The sequence below is a fragment of the Sinorhizobium sp. GQ132 genome (genome assembly GCF_059758575.1).
On record NZ_JCAXDX010000003.1, the window covers coordinates 595371 to 616227 of the forward strand.

General features: G+C 62.4%; 21 protein-coding genes and 1 tRNA gene. 9 read left to right on the top strand and 13 right to left on the bottom strand.

All coding sequences use genetic code 11. The features are described from left to right. Positions 1–114 precede the first annotated feature (114 nt). The gene (locus AC6CIG_RS11105; protein ID WP_437408874.1) at positions 115–2250 is read left to right on the top strand and encodes a sodium-translocating pyrophosphatase; all 2136 of its coding nucleotides are present in this window, start codon (positions 115–117) and stop codon (positions 2248–2250) included. 73 nt (positions 2251–2323) lie between these two features. Here the strand turns inward: AC6CIG_RS11105 and AC6CIG_RS11110 are convergent, their stop codons facing one another. Beyond that, complete coding sequence (locus tag AC6CIG_RS11110) at positions 2324–2830, bottom strand: outer membrane protein assembly factor BamE (RefSeq protein ID WP_018094732.1); 507 nt, start codon at positions 2828–2830, stop codon at positions 2324–2326. Positions 2831–2967: 137 nt separating this feature from the next. On the opposite strand from AC6CIG_RS11110, the gene AC6CIG_RS11115 reads away from it, so the two are divergent. The 6 genes from AC6CIG_RS11115 to AC6CIG_RS11140 all read left to right on the top strand — a co-directional run bounded on the left by AC6CIG_RS11115 (position 2968) and on the right by AC6CIG_RS11140 (position 7665). Beyond that, on the top strand, positions 2968–3504 hold the full coding sequence (locus tag AC6CIG_RS11115; protein ID WP_018094733.1) for a ubiquinol-cytochrome C chaperone family protein: 537 nt from the start codon (positions 2968–2970) through the stop codon (positions 3502–3504). Between the two features lie 83 nt (positions 3505–3587). Next, a complete protein-coding gene (locus AC6CIG_RS11120; RefSeq protein WP_437408875.1) occupies positions 3588–4139 on the top strand; it encodes a YceD family protein in 552 nt (183 codons plus the stop codon). A gap of 194 nt (positions 4140–4333) precedes the next feature. Then, the gene (plsX, locus tag AC6CIG_RS11125; protein WP_018094735.1) at positions 4334–5377 is read left to right on the top strand and encodes a phosphate acyltransferase PlsX; all 1044 of its coding nucleotides are present in this window, start codon (positions 4334–4336) and stop codon (positions 5375–5377) included. An 18-nt stretch (positions 5378–5395) separates the two neighbouring features. Then, positions 5396–6367, top strand: a complete 972-nt coding sequence (locus AC6CIG_RS11130; protein ID WP_437408876.1) for a beta-ketoacyl-ACP synthase III — start codon at positions 5396–5398, stop codon at positions 6365–6367. Positions 6368–6460: 93 nt separating this feature from the next. Next, the gene (locus AC6CIG_RS11135) at positions 6461–6799 is read left to right on the top strand and encodes an integration host factor subunit alpha (RefSeq protein WP_003529278.1); all 339 of its coding nucleotides are present in this window, start codon (positions 6461–6463) and stop codon (positions 6797–6799) included. Between the two features lie 335 nt (positions 6800–7134). After that, on the top strand, positions 7135–7665 hold the full coding sequence (locus AC6CIG_RS11140) for a MerR family transcriptional regulator (protein WP_018094737.1): 531 nt from the start codon (positions 7135–7137) through the stop codon (positions 7663–7665). A 63-nt stretch (positions 7666–7728) separates the two neighbouring features. Here AC6CIG_RS11140 and AC6CIG_RS11145 read toward each other — a convergent pair whose 3' ends face one another. After that, positions 7729–7944: a hypothetical protein gene (locus tag AC6CIG_RS11145; RefSeq protein ID WP_018094738.1), complete on the bottom strand. Its 216-nt coding sequence runs from the start codon at positions 7942–7944 to the stop codon at positions 7729–7731. A gap of 183 nt (positions 7945–8127) precedes the next feature. Here AC6CIG_RS11145 and AC6CIG_RS11150 point away from each other — a divergent pair. After that, positions 8128–8204, top strand: a tRNA-Pro gene (locus AC6CIG_RS11150). A gap of 354 nt (positions 8205–8558) precedes the next feature. On the opposite strand, the gene AC6CIG_RS11155 is transcribed toward AC6CIG_RS11150, so the two are convergent. From AC6CIG_RS11155 to AC6CIG_RS11190, 8 genes are all read right to left on the bottom strand, one after another. Next, positions 8559–8744: a hypothetical protein gene (locus AC6CIG_RS11155; RefSeq protein WP_127709327.1), complete on the bottom strand. Its 186-nt coding sequence runs from the start codon at positions 8742–8744 to the stop codon at positions 8559–8561. A 737-nt stretch (positions 8745–9481) separates the two neighbouring features. Continuing rightward, complete coding sequence (locus tag AC6CIG_RS11160) at positions 9482–9760, bottom strand: hypothetical protein (protein ID WP_127709323.1); 279 nt, start codon at positions 9758–9760, stop codon at positions 9482–9484. Between the two features lie 193 nt (positions 9761–9953). Continuing rightward, positions 9954–10163 carry a hypothetical protein gene (locus tag AC6CIG_RS11165; protein WP_018094813.1) on the bottom strand — a complete coding sequence of 70 codons (210 nt, stop codon included), beginning with the start codon at positions 10161–10163 and terminating at the stop codon, positions 9954–9956. A 96-nt stretch (positions 10164–10259) separates the two neighbouring features. Then, positions 10260–11435, bottom strand: coding sequence for a glycosyltransferase family 4 protein (locus AC6CIG_RS11170; RefSeq protein WP_437408965.1), 1176 nt, complete (start codon positions 11433–11435; stop codon positions 10260–10262). Next, on the bottom strand, positions 11432–12676 hold the full coding sequence (locus AC6CIG_RS11175; RefSeq protein WP_437408966.1) for an O-antigen ligase family protein: 1245 nt from the start codon (positions 12674–12676) through the stop codon (positions 11432–11434). The genes AC6CIG_RS11170 and AC6CIG_RS11175 overlap by 4 nt, the downstream gene beginning before the upstream one ends. Then, positions 12673–14235, bottom strand: coding sequence for an undecaprenyl-phosphate glucose phosphotransferase (locus AC6CIG_RS11180; protein WP_437408967.1), 1563 nt, complete (start codon positions 14233–14235; stop codon positions 12673–12675). The genes AC6CIG_RS11175 and AC6CIG_RS11180 overlap by 4 nt, the downstream gene beginning before the upstream one ends. A gap of 58 nt (positions 14236–14293) precedes the next feature. Further along, complete coding sequence (locus tag AC6CIG_RS11185) at positions 14294–15463, bottom strand: glycosyltransferase family 4 protein (RefSeq protein WP_437408968.1); 1170 nt, start codon at positions 15461–15463, stop codon at positions 14294–14296. A gap of 5 nt (positions 15464–15468) precedes the next feature. Then, positions 15469–16044, bottom strand: coding sequence for a polysaccharide biosynthesis/export family protein (locus tag AC6CIG_RS11190; protein ID WP_018094818.1), 576 nt, complete (start codon positions 16042–16044; stop codon positions 15469–15471). A gap of 208 nt (positions 16045–16252) precedes the next feature. On the opposite strand from AC6CIG_RS11190, the gene AC6CIG_RS11195 reads away from it, so the two are divergent. Then, a complete protein-coding gene (locus AC6CIG_RS11195; RefSeq protein WP_498322708.1) occupies positions 16253–18391 on the top strand; it encodes a GumC family protein in 2139 nt (712 codons plus the stop codon). A gap of 2 nt (positions 18392–18393) precedes the next feature. Here AC6CIG_RS11195 and AC6CIG_RS11200 read toward each other — a convergent pair whose 3' ends face one another. From AC6CIG_RS11200 to AC6CIG_RS11210, 3 genes are all read right to left on the bottom strand, one after another. Beyond that, positions 18394–19641, bottom strand: coding sequence for a GNAT family N-acetyltransferase (locus AC6CIG_RS11200; protein WP_437408970.1), 1248 nt, complete (start codon positions 19639–19641; stop codon positions 18394–18396). A gap of 157 nt (positions 19642–19798) precedes the next feature. Next, positions 19799–20539, bottom strand: coding sequence for a metallophosphoesterase family protein (locus AC6CIG_RS11205; protein WP_437411665.1), 741 nt, complete (start codon positions 20537–20539; stop codon positions 19799–19801). Between the two features lie 11 nt (positions 20540–20550). After that, entirely contained in the window at positions 20551–20763 is a 213-nt protein-coding gene (locus AC6CIG_RS11210; protein ID WP_003529239.1) for a DUF2842 domain-containing protein, read from the bottom strand. Between the last annotated feature and the right edge of the window lie 94 nt (positions 20764–20857).

Consider the following 20857-nt stretch of genomic DNA (forward strand, 5'->3'; position numbering starts at 1 on the left):
ACAGCACTCTGGCCGCGCCGCGAAAACGCGTCGCTTGAGGAGGCGGCGTGTGATTCGCGGAGAGGGGCCTGCGGCAGGGATGAGCCCGCAGGTTGTAACGGAGGAAAGTGCGAAATGACCATATTGTTGGGCGTTATCGCATGCGGGTTGCTTTCGGTGGTCTATGCCATCTGGGCGACAAGGTCGGTGCTTGCCGCCGACCAGGGGAATGCCCGCATGCAAGAAATCGCAGGTTTTATCAGAGAGGGGGCGCAGGCCTACCTCACGCGTCAGTACACAACCATCGCCATCGTCGGCGTCGTCGTTTTCATCGCCGCATGGGTCCTGTTGTCGGGTGCAGCCGCCATCGGCTTCCTTATCGGTGCGGTGCTCTCGGGTGCCGCAGGCTTCATCGGCATGCATGTTTCGGTCAGGGCCAACGTCCGTACGGCCCAGGCCGCCTCGGTCAGCCTCGCCTCCGGTCTCGACATCGCGTTCAAATCCGGTGCAATCACCGGCATGCTGGTGGCCGGCCTCGCCCTCCTGGGCGTCTCGGTCTACTATCTCATACTCACCGCGGGCCTGGGGCATGAGCCGGCCGCGCGCGAGGTCATCGATGCGCTTGTCGCGCTCGGCTTCGGGGCGTCGCTGATTTCGATCTTCGCCCGTCTCGGCGGCGGCATCTTCACGAAAGGCGCCGATGTCGGCGGCGACCTCGTCGGCAAGGTGGAAGCGGGTATCCCCGAGGACGATCCGCGCAACCCGGCGACGATCGCCGACAACGTCGGCGACAATGTCGGCGATTGCGCCGGCATGGCCGCCGACCTGTTCGAGACCTATGCGGTTTCCGTCGTTGCGACGATGGTGCTTGCATCGATCTTCTTCGCAGGGACCCCGATGCTCGCAACCGTCATGACTTATCCTCTGGCGATCTGCGCGGCCTGCATCATCACCTCGATCATCGGCACCTTCTTCGTCAAGCTCGGCGCCAACGCCTCGATCATGGGCGCGCTTTATCGCGGGCTGATCGTTACGGGCGCTCTGTCGATCCTCGGCCTTGGCGCGGCGACATCGCTGACGATCGGATGGGGTTCGATCGGAACGGTCGCGGGCATGGACATCACCGGCTGGAATCTGTTTCTCTGCGGCATCATCGGCCTTATCGTCACCGCGCTGATCGTCGTGATCACCGAATATTATACGGGGACGAACAAGCGGCCTGTGAACTCGATCGCGCAGGCCTCGGTCACCGGCCACGGCACCAACGTGATCCAGGGTCTCGCCGTGTCCCTCGAATCGACGGCCTTGCCGGCAATCGTCATCGTCGGCGGCATCATCGCGACCTTCCAGTTCGCCGGCCTCTTCGGGACGGCCATCGCCGTGACCGCCATGCTCGGTCTTGCCGGCATGATCGTAGCGCTCGACGCCTTCGGTCCCGTGACCGACAATGCCGGCGGGATTGCCGAGATGTCGCATCTGCCGCCCGAGGTCCGCAAGTCGACCGACGCGTTGGACGCCGTCGGCAACACCACCAAGGCCGTGACCAAGGGTTATGCGATCGGTTCGGCGGGCCTTGGTGCCCTGGTACTCTTCGCGGCCTATTCCAACGATCTTGCCTATTTCGCCGCCAATGGCGACAAGCATCCCTATTTCGCCGACGTGGGGACGATCTCCTTCGATCTGTCCAATCCTTACGTCGTCGCCGGGCTGATCTTCGGCGGTCTCATCCCCTATCTCTTCGGCGGCATCGCAATGACCGCCGTCGGCCGTGCCGGGAGCGCCGTCGTCGAGGAGGTTCGTCGTCAGTTCAAGGAAAAGCCCGGCATCATGGAAGGCAAGGATCGGCCGGACTATGGCCGGGCCGTCGACATGCTGACGAAGGCGGCGATCCGCGAAATGATCATCCCGTCGCTGCTGCCGGTGCTGGCGCCGATCGTCGTTTATTTCGGCGTGCTGCTGATCTCCGGCTCGAAGGCGTCCGCCTTCGCTGCGCTCGGTGCCTCGCTCCTCGGCGTGATCGTCAACGGCCTCTTCGTGGCCATCTCGATGACGTCCGGCGGCGGTGCCTGGGACAATGCCAAGAAGAGCTTCGAAGACGGCTTCGTCGACCGCAACGGCACGCGCCATATGAAGGGATCCGAAGCGCACAAGGCCTCGGTGACGGGTGACACCGTCGGCGATCCCTACAAGGATACCGCCGGTCCGGCGGTCAACCCCGCGATCAAGATCACCAATATCGTGGCCCTTCTCCTGCTCGCCGTCCTGGCCTGACGCAGGCGTCTTGGAAAACAGAAGGCCCGCGGGACCTGGTCTCGCGGGCCTTTTTCGATCCGTTGCGGCTCGGTTACTTGCCGAAGTCCTTGAACAGGTTGCGCGCGGCGGCCTGTCCGGCGCCGGGGCCGCTCAGGAGCTGGCCGAGGAAGCTCGATTCCTTGCCGCCGGTCGGCGTCGTTCGCGACAGCATGTCGAAGACCTTCCCGTCCTTCAACGTGTAGTGCGCGAGCTGGCTGACGGTGCCTTCCTTGTCGAAATAGACGGCGAGGATCGACTGATCGATGATCTTCGGCTTCATGAATGCGACCGGCCGCTTGCGGGTCTGGGAGATGTAGTAGAACACCTCATTGTCGAATGTCGCGGTGGTCGAAGGCGTGCCGAGCGAAAGCAGCACCTGCTCGCGGCTCGATCCGACCGGCACGAGTGCCAGCGTTTCCTGGTCGACGACATAGCCCTGATGCAGGACTTCACCCACATTCGCGGACATGCAGGCGGAAAGGGCGGTAGTACACAGGGAAGCCACGAGCACGGCACGGCCCAGGACTTTGAGGTTTGTCGTCAAATACCGCTTCGTCAAGGACTGCTCCCCTGGAGTAACGATTGGCAGATCGGCCATTGCAATTCGTGCCCGCTTCGGTAAACCAGCTTCGGCTATCATGCAACATGATCATGGGCGCTTGCCCCTGATTTCGAGAAAGCCAGCCGGCCTCTGTGATGATTTTTGGACTGTTCAAGAAAAAAAGCGGCAATATTGCGATTGTGAAGCGCCAATATGCGGCACTGACGGCGGCGGCGCGCCAACCGTTTCTCTATACCGACCTCGATGTGCCCGACACGGTCATGGGGCGCTTCGAGATGTTGTCGGCGATTCTGATCCTTTATTTCCGCCGCACGCGCAGCTCGGCGCGAGCCGGCCAGGAGATCGCGCAGGAGATTGTCGACGCCTTCTTCGAGGATGTCGACCATTCCATCCGCGAGCTCGGCGTCGGCGACATGAGCGTGCCGAAGAAGATGAAGAAACTTGCCGGCATGTTCTATGGCCGCCTCGAATCCTACGCGGCGGCCCTCGAAGGACGCGACGCCGGCGCACTGGCGGCCGCATTGCGGCGCAATTTTCACGCCGACGTAGAGGACGCGCCGTCGATGCGGGGCCTCGCCTCCTACCTCCTTGCGGTCGAGTCCGTACTCTCGGATACCACGGAAGAGGCCGTCGAGACGGGTCAGTTGCGCATCCCCCCGGCCGGAACGTAAAAGCGCCGCGATCGTTCGTCGATCAAATGGCAGCGTGCCGACCGCCGCCCTGCAGCGGTGCCGGCGCGAGGAAGGGTCTGAACATGAAGCAAGAGAGCAAACCGGCATTCTCCTACCCGGTGAAGGTGGGGCATATTTCGGCAAATCCTGTGACCGTGCATATGTCGGCGAACGATGCCGAACTGCGGGCTCTTGCCGAGCTTTGGCGCGTGGAAGGCGTCTCTTCCCTTGCCGCCGACCTGCAGATTGCGCGCTGGAAAAAGGACGGTGTGAAGATCAAGGGCGAGGTTCGTGCGCATATCGTCCAGTCGTGCGTCGTGACGCTCGAGCCGGTCGAATCTGATATCCGCGAACCGGTGGAGGCGATCCTCGTACCCGAGGGATCACGTCTCGCGCGGCAGGCCGACGCCGACGGCGGCGAGATGATCGTCGATCCGGACGGACCCGACCTGCCCGATACCTTCACAGGCGATACGATCGATGCCGGCGTGGTCGTCAGCGAGCACGTCGCGCTCGCCATCGATCCCTATCCGCGCAAGCCGGGCGCCGCTTTCGGCGAACGCATCGAAAGCTCCGCAGCGGATGACGAACGGCCGAACCCGTTCGCGGCGCTGAAGGACTGGAAAAAGGATTGAAACGGCTGAGCCCCGGCTTACAATTCGGTTGTCACGCCGACGAAAAGCAGTATTTTGGCCCGACTCCAGCCAAGGGGGCCGCTACGCCGAGACATTGCATGCCGGCCCCACTATCAGAAGGAACATGGATCGCCGCCGCTTGATGCTTGAGGGGCGAAACATGTTGCGTGGCGGGAAAAAAGGATAAGACACGCGTGGTCAGAATTTCACTTGACGTGATGGGAGGCGACTATGGTCCTGAAGTCGTCATCCCGGGCGCAGCGAGAGCGCTCGAACGTCACCCGGACATAAAGTTCGTTCTTTTTGGCCAGGAAGCGCGGTGCGTGGAACTGCTCGCCAAGCACCCGAAGCTCAAGGCGAGCAGCACGTTCCATGATTGCGAGATTGCCGTCGGCATGGACGAAAAGCCGAGCCAGGCGCTTCGGCGCGGACGCGGCAAATCGAGCATGTGGAAGGCGATCGACGCGATCAACGCCGACGAAGCGGATGTGGTCGTCTCGGCCGGAAACACCGGCGCCCTGATGGCGATGTCGGTTTTCTGTCTGAGGACGATGCAGGGCATTCAGCGGCCGGCGATCGCCGCCATCTGGCCGACGCTGAAGGGCGAAAGCATCGTTCTCGACGTCGGCGCTACGATCGGCGCGGACGCGCAGCAACTCATGGATTTCGCCCTGATGGGCGGCGCAATGGCCCGGGCGCTCTTCGAAGTAGAGCGTCCTTCCGTAGGCCTTCTAAATGTCGGGGTGGAGGAGATCAAGGGCCAGGAAGAGGTAAAGGAGGCCGGGCGCCTGATCCGTGAGGCCGACGTCGAGGGGATCGAATATTACGGCTTCGTCGAAGGCGACGATATCGGCCGCGGCACCGTCGATGTCGTAGTCACCGAGGGCTTTTCCGGTAATATCGCGCTGAAGGCAGCAGAGGGGACGGCGCGTCAGATCGCCGAATATCTGCGCGCCGCGATGTCGCGCACGCTTCTTGCAAGGGTCGGCTATGTCTTCGCCAAGGGAGCCTTCGACCGGCTCCGCGAGAAGATGGATCCGCGAAAAGTCAATGGCGGGGTTTTCCTCGGTCTCAACGGCATCGTTATCAAGAGCCATGGTGGCGCGGATGCCGAGGGCTTCGCCGCGGCCATCGACGTCGGATACGATATGGTGAAGAACGGCCTGAAGGCGAAGATCGAGGCCGATCTGGCACGGTATCATGGCGCCCAGCCGTCCGAAGCCCTTCCGCGGGCATGAATGATGAGGTTTGAGTAGATGATCCGTTCTGTCGTGCGCGGCTTCGGGGCAGCACTGCCGAAGCGAGTGATGACCAATAAGGAACTCGAATCCAGGGTCGACACGTCCGACGAATGGATCGTGCAGCGGACCGGCATCCGCCAGCGCTACATCGCAGGCGAGGAGGAGACGAGCGCCTCTCTCGGCGAGGCGGCGGCGCGTGCGGCGCTCGCGAGAGCCGAGCTGACGCCCGACGACATCGATCTGATCATCGTCGCGACCTCCACTCCGGACAACACCTTTCCTGCAACCGCGGTGAACATCCAGAACCGCCTCGGCATGCGGCACGGTGCGGCGTTCGATATGCAGGCGGTCTGTTCCGGCTTCGTCTACGCGGTCGCGACGGCTGACGCCTATATTCGCGGCGGTCTCTCCAAACGCGCGCTGGTCATTGGCGCTGAGACCTTCTCGCGACTTCTCGACTGGACCGACCGGACGACCTGTGTGCTCTTCGGCGACGGCGCCGGCGCGATCGTCCTGGAGGCGCAGGAGGGGGCCGGCACGAAGGCTGATCGAGGCGTTCTGACGGCGCAATTGCGCTCTGACGGCGCCCACCGCGACAAGCTCTATGTCGACGGCGGGCCGTCCACGACGGGCACCGTCGGCCATCTCCGGATGGAAGGGCGCGAGGTCTTCAAGCATGCGGTCGGCATGATCACCGACGTGATCGAGGCGGCTTTCGAGGCAACCGGGACGACCGCCGACGACATCGATTGGCTGGTTCCGCACCAGGCCAACCGCCGCATTATTGACGGCTCGGCCAAGAAGCTCGGCATCCCTCTCGAAAAGGTTGTGGTTACCGTCGACCTGCATGGCAACACCTCCGCGGCGTCGATTCCGCTTGCCCTTGATGCCGCCGCCTCCGACGGCCGGATCAAGAAGGGTGATCTCGTAATGCTCGAAGCGATGGGCGGGGGCTTCACCTGGGGCTCCGTTCTTCTTCGCTGGTAAGAAAATAATGAATTACGGCAGGCGCTTGACCGGAAAAGACAAGGGCAATAGTCTTCAATCGCTGATCGGCATGCCAGACATCGGTGGGGGAAGATGAGCGGAAAAACAGTAACGCGGGCAGACTTGGCTGAATCGGTTTTTCGCAAGGTGGGTCTGTCTCGCACGGAGTCCGCCGAACTCGTAGAAACTGTCATCGACGAGATCTGCAACGCAATCGTGCGTGGCGAGAGCGTGAAGCTGTCTTCCTTCGCAACGTTCCAGGTGCGCGACAAGAACGAGCGCATCGGCCGGAACCCGAAAACCGGCGAGGAAGTGCCGATTTCTCCGCGCCGCGTGATGACCTTCAAGGCTTCGAATGTCCTGAAGCAGCGGGTCCTGAAGGCGCATCTGAGCCGCAAGTCCAAGTTGAAGCCGTCCAATCCGGCCGGCTGAAGCGCCGTCGACCACCACAAATGTGGTTGAAAACCCATCCATAAGCCATTGAAATAGGCATGATTCGTGTAATCATCGCCTGACGATCCGTGCGTCGCGTAGCCGATCTTGCGCGGCGAGCAAGTGCCGCCCGAAGCGTTGCCCGGAAAAGTGCTTAGCGGTTTTCCGTGCGGAAGTGCGGAGCTTCAAGGACTTAGAAGGTTTCAGTCTTTCCATGAAACGCTGAAAGCTCCGGTCCGCGCAGCGGTTTGATGGCGGATACGCAGACAGAGGACGTAAAACACGTCGCAGGAATCGGTTCAGATCCCGACGCGCCTTATGGAGATGGGGACCACATGGAGAAAAGCCCGGATGCTTTCCGCACCATCAGCGAGGTTGCGGACGAACTCGATCTCCCCCAACACGTGCTTCGTTTCTGGGAAACCCGGTTCCAGCAGATCAAGCCGATGAAGCGCGGTGGCGGGCGCCGCTATTATCGCCCCGAGGATGTCGACCTGCTCAAGGGCATACGCCACCTCCTCTACGATCACGGCTATACAATCAAGGGTGTGCAGAAGCTTTTGAAAGCCAACGGCAACAAATTCGTCGCCGCCATCGCGAGCGGGGATCTTGCGACCGTCGAGGCGCTTGCCGCTTCCAGCAACGAAGAGCCGGCGCCGCCCAAGGCGGGCGTGGCGGAGGAGGACCAGATCGTCGGCCGTCCGAAGGCACCGGCGAGCCGGCGTTTCTTCACTTTCGGCACCGGAGGCGACGATGCCGAGATAACCGTCGGCAAGACGTCGGTCGGCAAGGAAGACCGGGCGCTGCTGCAGGAAGCGCTCTACGACCTCCTCGAATGCAAGCGTCTGCTCGATCAGGTTCGGTAGCAGGGAAGGGACGGGAAGGGGGCCTCGAAAGCAGTGCCGAGGCCCAACTCGGTCGTTATCGACTTATTCGGCCGCTTCTTCCGTCGACTGCTGTGCATGCTTCTGTTTCAGGAGGAGATCGTCAGAGGTCGACTGCTCGGCCTTTGCCACGCTCGCGGTCGTGATCTCCTTGTCGACTTTGTCGATCGATGCCGTGGTATTGGAATGGCCCAGGCAATCGGCTGACGCTGCCGTCGCCGATAAAGCGAAGGCGGCTGCAAGTACGAGGATGCTCTTCATCGGGCTTCTCCTGTGGTTTGCAGGCGCAGTTTATCCAGCACGGGACATCGATCCAAATCACAAAACTGTTGTCTTGCCGCTTCCGATACAATCGGCGGCCTCCTGTGATGGGCGAGCTCCATTTTCCCCCTTGCGCCGGGCGTGTGTTCCGACTAATGAGAGCGGGCTTGTAACCAAGCGGGTCGGAGCGTAGCGCAGCCCGGTAGCGCACTTGACTGGGGGTCAAGGGGTCGTGGGTTCGAATCCCGCCGCTCCGACCATTTTCCGCTTTGGTTTCAACGCTATATGATAGGCGCCCTCGCGGAATCCCGGACCTTGGCTTTCGCCCTGATTCGCTTCCGCTGCATCTTGAGCCCGCTATAGGTGATCGGATACCGGTCGCCCTTCTTCCTCCCCATCTCCTTCGAGACGGCGCCCGGTTGCGGCGTTGATCGAGCTGCGCCAGCGTTTGCTCAAAGTTGCCCGGAAGTGGCAGCATCCTCGGGGCGAGGGAGGAGATGAGGACGCTGCCGCTCCGTCCGGAGACGGGCTTTAACGGTCGGCCGCACAGATGGTTCCGACTGGCGCTTTGTGTTTTTGCTTCGGGGAGAGTAAGTCCGCTTGCTCTCACTCTGTCATCGATGTGACAACCACCTTCTGCCGAGATACTCCAAGGCCTTCAAACGACTGTGATCGGCTCCGCGGTTCACTCCCACTGACTTCCGCCGCTGTGCCATCGTTTTCTTTGGAGTGTCAGAATCCTTGTTCTCGTCGCGTGAGACACTTTGCTCCGGCAACGCGTAGTCGTCTCTGTCTTGCATCAATCAATTCCTAATGCGCTGTAGGGAGCGGGAGCCTCAGAGCTGCGGAGAAGGGACAATCTTTACAGCTCTGAGGTCATCACTCACCCAAGCGGCTGGGGGCCGCTCGAAGGTGACAACTCCAATTCGGTCTGAAAGGTTTCGCTCGGCGGCGCGGCTAAGACCTTTGCCATCGATAAACCCGACCAAGGTCCGATATGCCGTCGGCGGGAAGCGCTGGCACGGCTATCGGAACATCGCCCTCGGGCCATGGGGCGAGTGCCATTCCCGGCCTTAAAAAGTGTGAGCCCCGGTGCTGGCAAAACAGGCGCTTTCCCTTGATTCCTGTTCCGCTGAGAGTACAATATGTCCAAGCGACGTTCGAAGCGGTTCCCTTGAATGGAACAGGGCAAATGCGCCCCAGCTAGAAGATGACACGTCGCGACCGGAGCTGCAGCAAGTCCCCCGCTGCAGCTCTATTTGTGTCAGGCCATTTTTCGGTTTGGAGGAGCGGGCTGCCGCCGTCGCCTCGATCATCGTCCGGCCACCAACCCTGCCGATCGTCACCGATTGCGTCCTTCGCCTGCTGATCGTGGCGCTGCATCAACAGCCGTTGCAGCAGCTGGTGCTCCGTGATGCCGCTTCCGTGGCTGGTACTCGGCGATCGGACGACCCAGGCAAATCTGGGGCCTTCGAAGGCTGTAGCAGGTGACGAGACCCGCCTGAGCGTTCATCCTTGAATGCTGGAGGGCTGCACATTATCTGCCGGGTTTGGCTTTCCCTTTTGCGTTGTTTCCGCCCTTGCCGCCCTTTATGCCATTGGCGCCCTTGCCGCCCTTTGCCCTATTCCCGCCTCCGTCGCCCTTTCCCAGGTTCGAGCTGCCGCTGCCGGATGCAGCGATTGCATCCGAGGTGAGGCTGGCAGAAAGAAGCATCGTCACAGCAGGTGGCGTGACTGCCGCGAATCGGCCGCAAGCTTTTAGAAACTCGCGTCTGTCTTCGTCGCTCTGAGGCAGTTCGGCCCGAGGTTTCTCCATCTCTGTGCCCTCCTGTTGGCGAGGGCTATTTTAAAGACATCTCAAATGTATTGCGATATAGCGATTGATATAGGCTCGCCGCGTTTGAGAATTCATCGAAATCTGCTCCCGCGTCGGCAACGGCTCATCTGGCCCCGATCCATTTTCCGTTGTCGAGCATGCGCCGCAGGTCCTCCGGTGCGTCGTAGGACGCCTAGATGCTCCTGTTCGCCACTGAAAGCTCGCATCGCCATTTTTTGACGCTAAGAGCTGGGTGCTGTCCCGACCAGTTGCTGACATACATTGCGGAGCGGAACGTGCACTGCATCAACGTTTCCTGGATCTCCAGGTGCAGGCGCTCCTCACGGCATTTTTCAGGCGCCGAAATAAGGCACACCGTTAGTACCAGTGTTACCGGTCCCATGATTGCCCCTATCCAATATAAATAGAATTATAAATGCCTAATAAAGTGCAATGGAATGTACGGAACGTCTGTGGCCAAATCTGGGCTGGTTCGATCCTATGGCTGCTGTCGGCGCCGCTGCGCTGCCATTCGCCGGTAAACCTCTTCCGTCTCGTCGAGCATGCGTTTCAGTGTAAAACGGTCCCGGCGTGCCGAAGCCGCGCTGGCAAGGCGCCGAAACATATCCGGGTCGGCCGCCGCTATCATCGCTTGTGCAAGCGGTGAGGCGTCCTCGCTGTTCGGAACGACGTAGCCGTTCTCTCCGTGATCGACGGCCGTTCTGGCTCCGCCGACGTCGGAAATGATGATCGGCCGGCCGGCGGCGGCGGCTTCGAGCATCACATAGGACATTGCCTCGTAGCGGCTCGGCATGACGAGGAGATCGAATGCGGGCACCGCCTGAGGGCCCGTAAAGGCCGAGGTCAGATGGATGCGGTTCTGCAAACCGCTTGCGGCGATCGCGGCGCGGACCTCTTCCTCCAATTCTCCCGAACCGACCATCACAAGGTGACTGTTCCTGATCGCCGACGCGGCCTTGCCGAAGGCATTGATGAGACGCTCGGGGGCCTTCTGCGCAGAGAGCCGGCCGATGAAGCCGAAAACGAAGGCGTCAGGTGGAATGCCGAAGCTGGCGCGCACCGTCTGCGCCATGCCGGTCGAGGGGGTCTCGACGCCGTTGACGATGACGGACATGCCCTGTTTCGAAATGCCGATCGACAGCGCATGGGCGAGTTCGTCACCGGAGACGGTGACGAGATGATCGGTGAAGAAACGGGCGAGAAGCGCCTCGATGGCCCCGTATATCACCCGGCCGCTGCGGCCGAGCGTCGGATCCATCGTCCTGAAGGCATGCGGCGTGTAGACGCGCGGCACGTGCCTTCCCGGCAGGCGCAGGCGCGTCAGGGCTCCGGCCTTGGAACTGTGCCCGTGAACGACGTCGAACGGCCCGGCAGTGCGGATGATGCGATTTATGGCGCGAAAGCAGGACCAGTCGGAGGGGGCGGGCGCCCGGCACATGCCGACGGCGTGAATGGCGGGAAGGCCGAGTGCCTGGAGTTCGCGCACGAAACCGTCTTCGGCCCGAACAGGAGAATAGATCGCTTCGACATGATGACCGCGCGCATGCATGCCGCGGCAGAGATCGAGAAAGTGGCGTCCGGACCCGCCGCCGCTGGGTTCCAGTACCTCGAGCAGGCGCAGAGGGGCGTCGAGCGGCTTGCTACCCGTGGTCATGCGGTCGTTCCGGAACGGATCTGCCTTTTATGGCGATATTCGAGCGCGGCGCACCCCCAGAGGATGCCGAGAAGCAGATAGAAATGGCGCCAGTGGTCGGTGTCGATCACGTTGCCGATACCGACATGGCCGATAAGCGTGATCCAGGCGATCATCATATATGGTTGCCACGGCCTCTCGAGCAGCAGAAACCGAAAGCCGAGCGACAGCGTCCAGAGGATGAGCGTGACATAGGCGACGAAGCCGAGCCATCCATAGGATGTCAGGCTCTTCAGAAGCACGTTGTGCTCGTCTTCAGGAAACATGGTGCTGAACACCATGGGGCCGATGCCGAGCGGCTTTTCCATGGCCATCAGAAAGCCGATCCGGTGCCGGTCGAAACGCCCGAGATGTCCGCCGTCATAATCCTGAACGAGCTGCGTGCGGCTCGAGAAGAGAGAGGCAACCTGGTCCGACTGCAGGGCGACCACGAGTGCTGCCACCACGAACAGGGCGCCGGAGAGGGTCAGCACGAGAATCCGGAGGCGGAAGAGACCGCTGCGCTGCTTGAGCAGCATGACGAAGACGAGAGCGACGACGCAGAAGAGGTCGAGAGCCCAGGCCGCGCGCGAGAAGGAGAGGAACACGCCGAGCGTGAGCACCAGCAGCCCGGCGACCTTCAGGGGCGCCCGGCTGATCGGCTGCGTAAGCAGGCCGTGAAGGAGGTAGAGGGTGGGGGCTACGAGAAACGGTCCGAAGACATTCGGGTCCTGAAACGCTCCCTTTGCCCGATCATACAGCGTGAAGTTCGCCGCACCCGGTATCGCGCCGAAATAGCCGAGGACGCCGAGGAGGGCGGTGATGACTGCGGCTGCCACCCAGGCGTTGAGGATGAGCGGCAGGCGCCGGTAGCTCTCTTCGATGATGGCCGCAAAAAACACCGCCGTGAGGCAGAGGAAGCCGGTAACGGCCATATACATCGGACCGGTCCCAAGGTCGGCCATCACCGTCAGCGACAGGATGCCGCCGATCATGAACAGGGCGAGAAGGACCGTGAGCGGAGCCGTGGCACGGGAGATCCTGAGGCCGAAAAGCGCCCAGAGGCCGATGAGCCCCGCCATGAAGATCTCGTAGGGCGCGGGCTCGGCGATGACGAACCCGGACAGGAAGACGCCGATCGTCACCAGGCAGGAGCCGACGAGCGAAATCGCGGCAAGCTGCGGGCGAAGGATAGCCGGCCGCGATGCGGTGACGGCGGTCAATAGGCGTTTTCCGTGTTCAGCAGCCGAAACGGCGTGAGGATGAGAATCTTCAGGTCGAGCAGCAGCGACCAGTTCTCGATATAGTAGAGGTCGAATGCCGTTCGGAACCGGATCTTTTCGTCGTTGTCGATCTCACCGCGCCAGCCGTTGATCTGAGCCCAGCCGGTCACTCCCGGCTTGACGCGGTGGCGGGCAAAATAGCCTTCGACGACATCGGAATAGGTGCGGTCCTTCGTCTGCGCGAGCACGGCGTGGGGACGCGGCCCGACGAGCGAGAGCTCGCCTTTCAGGACATTGAAGAACTGAGGCAACTCGTCGATCGAAGACTTGCGCAGGAAGCGTCCGACGGGGGTTACGCGAGGGTCGTTCTTGGTTACGGCGTTGCGCGCGGTCGGGTCGCTCATATGCGTGTACATCGAGCGGAACTTGTAGACCTCTATGGTCTCGTTGTTGAAGCCGTGGCGGTGTTGCTTGAAGATGATCGGACCGGGCGAGGTGACCTTCACCGCGACGGCGGCAGCGAGCATGACGGGCCAGAGCAAAGCGAGCGCCACGAGACTGAAAAAGATATCGAAGCAGCGCTTGGCGACGGAATCCCAGTCTGCGATCGGCTTGTCGAAGATGTCGAGCATCGGGACCTGCCCGACATGCGAATAGCTGCGTGGGCGGAAACGGAGATTGTTGGCGTGCGCCGCGAGCCGAATGTCGACCGGAAGCACCCACAGCTTTCTGAGGAGTGCGAGGATGCGCTTTTCCGCAGTCAGCGGCAGCGAGATGATCAGCATGTCGATGCGGGCGAGACGGGCGAATTCGACCAGTTCGTCCACCGTCCCGAGTTTCGGATAGCCGGCAATCACATTCGGGGACCGGCGCTCGTCTCTATCGTCGAAGATCCCGCAGATGCGGATGTCGTTGTCCGGCTGATGCTCGATCTGCCGGATCAGGTCCTTCGCGGGCTGCCCGCCACCGACGATGACGGCTCGCCGTTCCATGGTGCCGTTTCTCGACCAGTGACGGATCGAATAGGCGATGAATGCGCGCTCCGCGACGAGGAAAAACCCGCCGGCGAGGAACCATGCGCCGATCCAGAACCGAGAATAGAGGTGGCCCGATTTGAGAAAGAAGAGGCCAAGCGCAATCACGCCGAACGCAGCCGTCCAGGCACCGAGGACGCGCGGCGTCATCCTCAGCCAGGCGCGCAGTGCCGGCACCTGGTAGGCGTCGGCGACCTGCATGGCGGCAACGGCGAGCGCCGGCCCCCCGGCGAGGATAAGGAGATAGACCGGCAGTTGCTCCAGCGTCGGCGCGACATATTCTGCATTGATGCCGTAGCCGATGGCAAAAAGTGCGCAGAAGTCGAGAAGCCGGATAAGTCCGGTGATCATCGCCGGTGTGTAGGTGTCCGCACGGAACTGAAGGGCGATCTGCTTCGCCAGCGGGTTGAGCCCCGCATTTCCCCCTGTCCCGTTTTTTTGTTCGGTGGTGGTCTTGCGGATCTCGGCGACCTTCTTGCGAAGCGCTTCGGGGTCGAAGGTCTCTGGCCTGTCAAACTGGTTCATGGTCGCTTTCCGGCGCTGAAGTCCTCCGCCCGGATAGCAGAAAGCCACTAAGAAACGCTTACGTTGTACGCAGCCGCCCCTGCGGCACAAGCGATTCCTCGGTGAGGTCTCGATAAAGCTGCATCACGTGTCTGGTCATCACCGATGCGGCGAAGCGGGATTTGAACTGGTCCGCGTCGGGCATCGTCCGGGCAGCCCAGCCAGCGTCCAGGATGGGGTCTGCCATGAGACGGGCAAGCGCCCCCGCATCGCCGGGTTGGACGAGCGCCTCGCTATCAGTCCCGAGAACCTCCGGGATGCCGCCGACGCGGGTGGCGATTACGGGCTTTCCGGCGGCGAGCGCTTCCAGCAGGATATACGGCATGGATTCCGCGCGGGAGGGAATGACGACCGTGCGGGCCAGAGCGAAAGCCTCGCGCGCCCTCATTGCCGGCAGCAGCCGGACGCGATCGGCGAGACCCATGCGCAGGGTCATTTCTTCGTATTGCCGCTGCTGCGGGCCATCTCCGACCATCAAGGCGGAAAGCCTGCGGCCGGCGATCTCTTCGGCTGCGGCAAATCCTTCGATAAAAAGATCGGGACCCTTCAGGTCCCGCATCATGCCGATATAGAGGAAATCGACAGCGCCCGGGCCCGTCTCGACCGGTTCGAATTCCGCATCGTCGATGCCGTTATAGATCAGCTCGTTGCGCGCCAGTGGAGGGCCGACCCTGGCGCCGTAGGTGCGGCGTTCGTATTCACAGACGAAGACGAGGGCGTCGGTCAGGCGTTCCTGCAGGCGCTCGACGCGCAGAATGAGCGAACCAGCCAGGGACCGGCGCTCGAAGTGAAGGCTGCCCCCATGGGGCGAATAGAGGCGGGCTACGCGATACTTGTTGACCCGCAGGGCTGAACCGACGATGCGCGACAGCACGCCGCCCTTGGCGCCGTGGCCGTGCAATACATCCGGTTGCAAACTTCTGATTTCCTTGTAGCCGCGCCAAAGCGCCGCGGCGTCCGATGCCCCGATCGAACGATGGATTGGAACACGGATGATGCCGAGCGCCAGATGCGGGCGAACCTCTTCGAAGAGCGCGTCCTCGTGGGCCCCGCCGGTGGTGCTGTCGCAAAGGATTCCGACCTGATGTCCGGCATCCGCATGCGCTTCGGCAAGGTCGCGCACGTGCCGGAATATGCCGCCGACCGGGGATCTGAAGCAATGAAGAATGCGCAGGGGGCGTTCGCTCATGGCGATCAGAACAGACGTTCGCGTATATAGACGGTGTCGCCGGCGAGAACCGGGTCGGTCACCGGAACGCGTCCGGTGATGATGCGGCCGTTGATCTTGCGGGTGATGTCGGCGGTCGCCTGGTTGGCGCGTGGCGTGAAGCCGCCTGCGACGGCGATCGCATTCTGTACCGTCATCCCCGGAACGTAGGCGTATTGGCCGGCTTGTCCCACTTCGCCCATGATGAACACGGAGCGGTAGCGGTCGACCTCGATCGTGACGTCCGGATCCTTGAGGAAGCCCTGGCGCAGCTTCGCCGCGATCATCCCCTCCAGTTCCGGAAGCGTATGCCCGCGCGACGGAACGGCCCCGATCAGCGGGAAGGCGACATAGCCGGCCTGATCGACCGTATAGCTGCCGCTGAGGCTTGCCTGTTCGAAGACGTTGATGCGCAAGCGATCGCCGCTGTCCAGCCGATAGGGCTGCACCGTGGCCTGGCTGAAGCCTTTGGGGGCGGGCTGGTAGTTCGTGCAACCGCCGACGAGCGCCGACAGGATCGCCACGGCGAAGACGCTTGTTCTCTTGTTGGCTGCGGTCGACATGCGGTCAGGGGCTCCGGAAACGATCACCGTTGGCCGATGTTATCGATCCGTTAGGGTTAATGGCCGGTAAATCCGCCACGAGAATTTCGGCATCGAATGCCCTTCCCGTTCATGGAGCATGCCACTCTCTGGTTGCAGCGGAAATTAACCCTTGGGTTACCATGTTCGTTTACCTTCCCGCGAAACGAGAAAGCATTGGAGTGCAGGCATGTCGGGCATCGGCGGACAGCAGGATGTGGATATCGATCTCGGCGGGCTTTTTCGCGCCATCTGGCAACGCCGCGTGCGGGTGCTGCTCGCCACGGTCGGGGTCGCTGCCGTCGCCTTCGCGGCTGCCAAGATGGTCGATCCCGATTACGAGGGCGAAACGCGCGTTCTGATAGAGTCGCGTGAACCCGAGTTCAGCGGCACCAATCAAGTTTCGCAGAATGGCTCCGACCGGATGTTCGACGAGTCGGGCATCCTCAGCCAGGTGCAGGTCCTGCGCTCGGCGGACCTTATCAAGCAGGTCGCGCGCAACATGAAGCTTCACGAACTCGACGAGTTCGATCCCTCGGCACGGCCTTCTGCCGCGTCCGATCTCCTGGTGATGCTGGGTCTGAAGAAGAATCCTCTCGATTTGCCGCCGGAAGAACGGGTGCTGAAGGAGTTCGAAGAGAAGCTGCAGGTCTATCAGGTCGAAAAATCGCGTGTGATCGCTATCGCCTTCACCTCGAAGGACCCGAAGCTCGCAGCCGCCATTCCGAACGAAATGGCCAATGTCTATCTTTCGTTGCAGAGCGGAGCCAAGCTCGACTCGAACTCCGAGGCGAGCCGCTGGCTTGAGCCGGAGATCGCCAACCTGCGCGAGAAGGTGCGCGAGGCGGAGGCGAAGGTCGCAGGTTACCGCGCCGAGTCGGGCCTGCTTCCGACCGGCGAGACGCAGAATTTTGCCACGCGCCAGCTTACCGACATTTCGACGGAGCTTGCACGGGTGCGGTCGGAGCGGGCGAACACGGCTGCGCGCGCCGAGGGTATGCGGACGGCGCTCGCCGACGGCCGTCCGGCGGACACGCTTGCCGACATCGTCGGCTCGCCGATGATCCAGCGTCTCAAGGAGAACCGCGCCAACGTCCAGGCGCAGATCGCCGATCTGTCGACGGCACTGCTCGACGGCCATCCGCGGTTGAAGGGGCTCAAATCCCAGCTCGAAGGGATCGAGGGGCAGATCCGGTCGGAGACGCGGAAAATTCTTGCGAGCCTCGAAAATGAGGCGAAGGTCGGCCAACTGCGCGAGCAGCAGCTCGTTCAGCAAATGAACACGCTCAAGGCGCAATCGGCGCAGGCGGGCGAGGAGGAAGTCGGGCTCCGCGCGCTCGAGCGCGAGGCGACGGCGCAGCGCCAACTGCTCGAAACCTATCTCGCCCGATACCGCGAGGCGACGTCGCGTACCGTTGCGAACGCAACTCCGGCCGATGCACGCGTGATTTCGCGCGCCGTGGTTCCGACCGCCCAGAGCTTTCCGAAGGTGCTGCCGATCACGATCGTCGCTGCCTTTGCCAGCCTCCTGGTCAGTTGCGTCGTCGTCATGCTTGGCGAACTTTTCAGCGGCCGGGCGCTAAGGCCGGTCTCGCTCCCCGAAGCACCGGCCGCGGGTCAGCCTGCAGAAATGCCTTCAGCAGCTGGCGTGATCGAAGAAATTCCCGCACCTGTCCTCGTCGCGGCGGAACCTGCGCCTGAGGAGAACGGCGGCGATGGAAATGCGGCATCGAAGCACGATTTTTCGATCGAGTCGGTGGCCGAACATCTTCGTGCCAATGGCGTGCGGATTGCGGTCTCGGTATCGCCGGGCGGCGACGAGGGATCGACGGCCACCGTGATGCTGGCGCGCGTTCTGGCCGAGGACGAGCAGAAAGTCGTGCTGATCGACCTTTCCGGTTCGGCCTGTCCGACGCGGCTCATGGCACAATCGCAGGACCTTGCCGGGGTTACGAATCTGCTCATGGGCGAAGTCGCCTTCTCCGAGTCGATTCATTCGGACAGGTTGTCCCAAGCACATATCGTACCCCATGGCGACGCCGATCCTCATGCGGCGATGCGCGGCATCGACCGGCTGCAGATCATCATCGACGCGCTCGCCAACGCCTACGATCTCGTCCTGATCGAATGCGGGTCGGCCGATGCGGAGGCCGTCGCCAAGGTGGCACGGCACGAGGGCACCGAGATCATTCTGTCGGCACCGTCGATCAGCGACGACCAGATCGTCGAGATGCTGTTGAGTTTCGGGGAAGCCGGATATCGCGACGTCGTGCTGATGACCGGGAAGGGGCAGGACGGCCCCGATTTTCCCAACCGCCGCGCTGCATAACGTCACGGTTCATCCGCGCTTGAAGCCGATGTCTGCCGTCGCTGCCGCTGCCGTTGAATGAAGGCATAAAGCGTTTCGTTGGCCTTGACCAACCGTTTCGCCCCGGCGATCGCCCGGAAACCGCCGGCGGCCAGCCGACCGCGGAACGTGAGGGGCAGAACGATGTCGCGCAACGGGGTTTCCACCGTGCACCACGACCGCTTGTAAGGCTGGTCGCCGATGCCGAAGTCGAAGACGGCGACGCCTTCCGCGCAGAGGCGCTCGATCATTCTGTAGAACAGCAACTCGCCCGGGCTGGCGTCCGCGGCGATTTCCTCGTCGATCGAACCGAACTGGCAGATGACGTGGTCGCCCTTACGCGAGAGACCGGCGACCGCGAGAATTCGGCCGGCATATTCGCCCCTCAGTCTTATCGCATTGAGTTCGAGGAGGGGCTCGGGCGCTCGGGCATCGATCAGCGCATGGAAAAAGGCGCGCGTCTGGGCATCACGAAAGGCATCCGGCAGACCGAGTATCTCGAAACGGGCGGCTTTCTGGCGGAAGAAGGTCTCGAGCAGGGCGTGGGCCTCCTGCGTATCGCGAGCGATCACATAATCATAGCCGCCGATCTCGGCGAGGCGCCGTTCGGATATGCGCATCTTCTTGCGCCGCCGCTTGGCATTGATCTGGGCGAGTGTGTGCTCGATGGTGCCGAGAAGCGGCAATTGGAACGATGCGTTCGGGTTCTCGATGCCGTCCAGAGCGGCGAGGGGGTGCGGCGCGCCGCGCCAGATCTGCGGCGTCCGGTCGAATACGATCACGTCCGCGAAACGGCGAAGCTGGCGACCGATGCCGCCGGTGAGCGCTGCCGTGAGCTCCGCAGCGGGCGCGTTGTCGATGCCGGGGCCGAACAGGCCGGTGTTGAGATTGCTGTGCTCCGAGCCGATCAGGCGCGCCGCGCGGAAAAGCCGGCCGCGTTCGATCTCGAACGGGAGGAGAAAAAGCGGCTCCCTGCCAGCCGCGCCACGGACGATCAGCAGTTCGCTGCCATGGGTCTTTGTCCAGGCCGCACACCAGTCGAAGCTCTGGTGCAGCGAATTGCCGCTGCTTCCGTCGAGCGCGCGCCATTCCGCTTCGATCTCGTCCATGTCCGCGTGGACGGAGATGGTGATCCGGCCGGCAGCGCTGCCTCCACGGGCGACGCTCCCGGCCGAAAGATACCGCCCGGCGCTGGCTTCCGGCGAAAGGGTGAAATCGGAACTTGCCATCATTGTCGATCCGCATGCGTGATGCAGCCATTGAAGCGGGAATTCTGATAGATCTGATTAATCCGGCAGGCACGCGCCTGCCCGGCAGACAACAGGGTTAGGGGAATATGAAGCCGGAACAGGCGGCGGCTGGAAATGCTGGCGAGGCGGCCGGTAGAATTCAGTCGAGGAATCCGGTCGCGAGCGCCGTTGCCCATTCCTCGCGGCCGCGTTCGGCCGCGAGGAGCGACGCCGCCATGTGATCGTAGCCGACACAGCGGAAGGTGACGTTCCAGTCGCCGGATGCCATCTCGACGATGGCGTAGCGGGCATCCGGCGAACCGGTTTCGACCTTGTGCGCGACTGGCCGGTCGTCGCCATAGGCCGGGCATCCGACACTGCCCGGATTGACCAGGAGCCGCCCGCCCGAAAGCCGCAGGGCACGTTGAACATGCGTGTGGCCGCAGAGGATTACGGGGTGCTCGATGTCGTCAGCAAAGCGCTCGATCTCCGCGCGCCGCGCCATGTGAACGATGCCATCGCCCGTCAGCGCTTCCATCCAGTAGGCCTCGTCGCTAGCCGGCGTGCCATGGCAGAGAAAGAGAGCGTCCCGGTAGACGAGGGTCGCCGGGAGATCGGCCAGCCAGTCGAGGTGGCGCTCATCGAGTTCGTCATGGGCGGAGCGGTCGGACAATCCCATGCGGGCAGGGTCGAGCGTGAGAAGATAGCGGTCGTGATTGCCGCGTATCGCAGCGGTACGGCGGCCGATCAGGATCTCCGCTGTCCGCGCGGCATTCAGCGGGCCGCTCAGATGATCGCCAAGATTGACGATCTCGTCGATGCCCTGTGCATCGATGTCGGCAAGCACGGCCTCGAGCGCGAGATCGTTGCCGTGAACATCGGAAATCACCGCGATTCTCATGCCCGGAAACCTCAGTGATCGGCGGCGGGTTTTTCCATCCATTTGATGATCAGCATGGCGGGAAGGACCCACAGCAGGCCGGTGAAGAAGAAATAAAGCAGATGCACCCACCAGGGAGACGCGCCGAGCAGCAGGGAAGCGAAGGTAACGGCCGCAAGTGCGTAGACGACGACGAGGATGATGAGCAGGACGGTACCGATCAGTTTTCGGAGGCGTACGGGCATTTTTCGTTCTTTCGGTGGCGGCAGCGTTGGCACTCGGGCGGCCCGCGACGGCATGCCGCAAAGGGTTCGGCCTTGTTTTGCACGGCACTCTGGT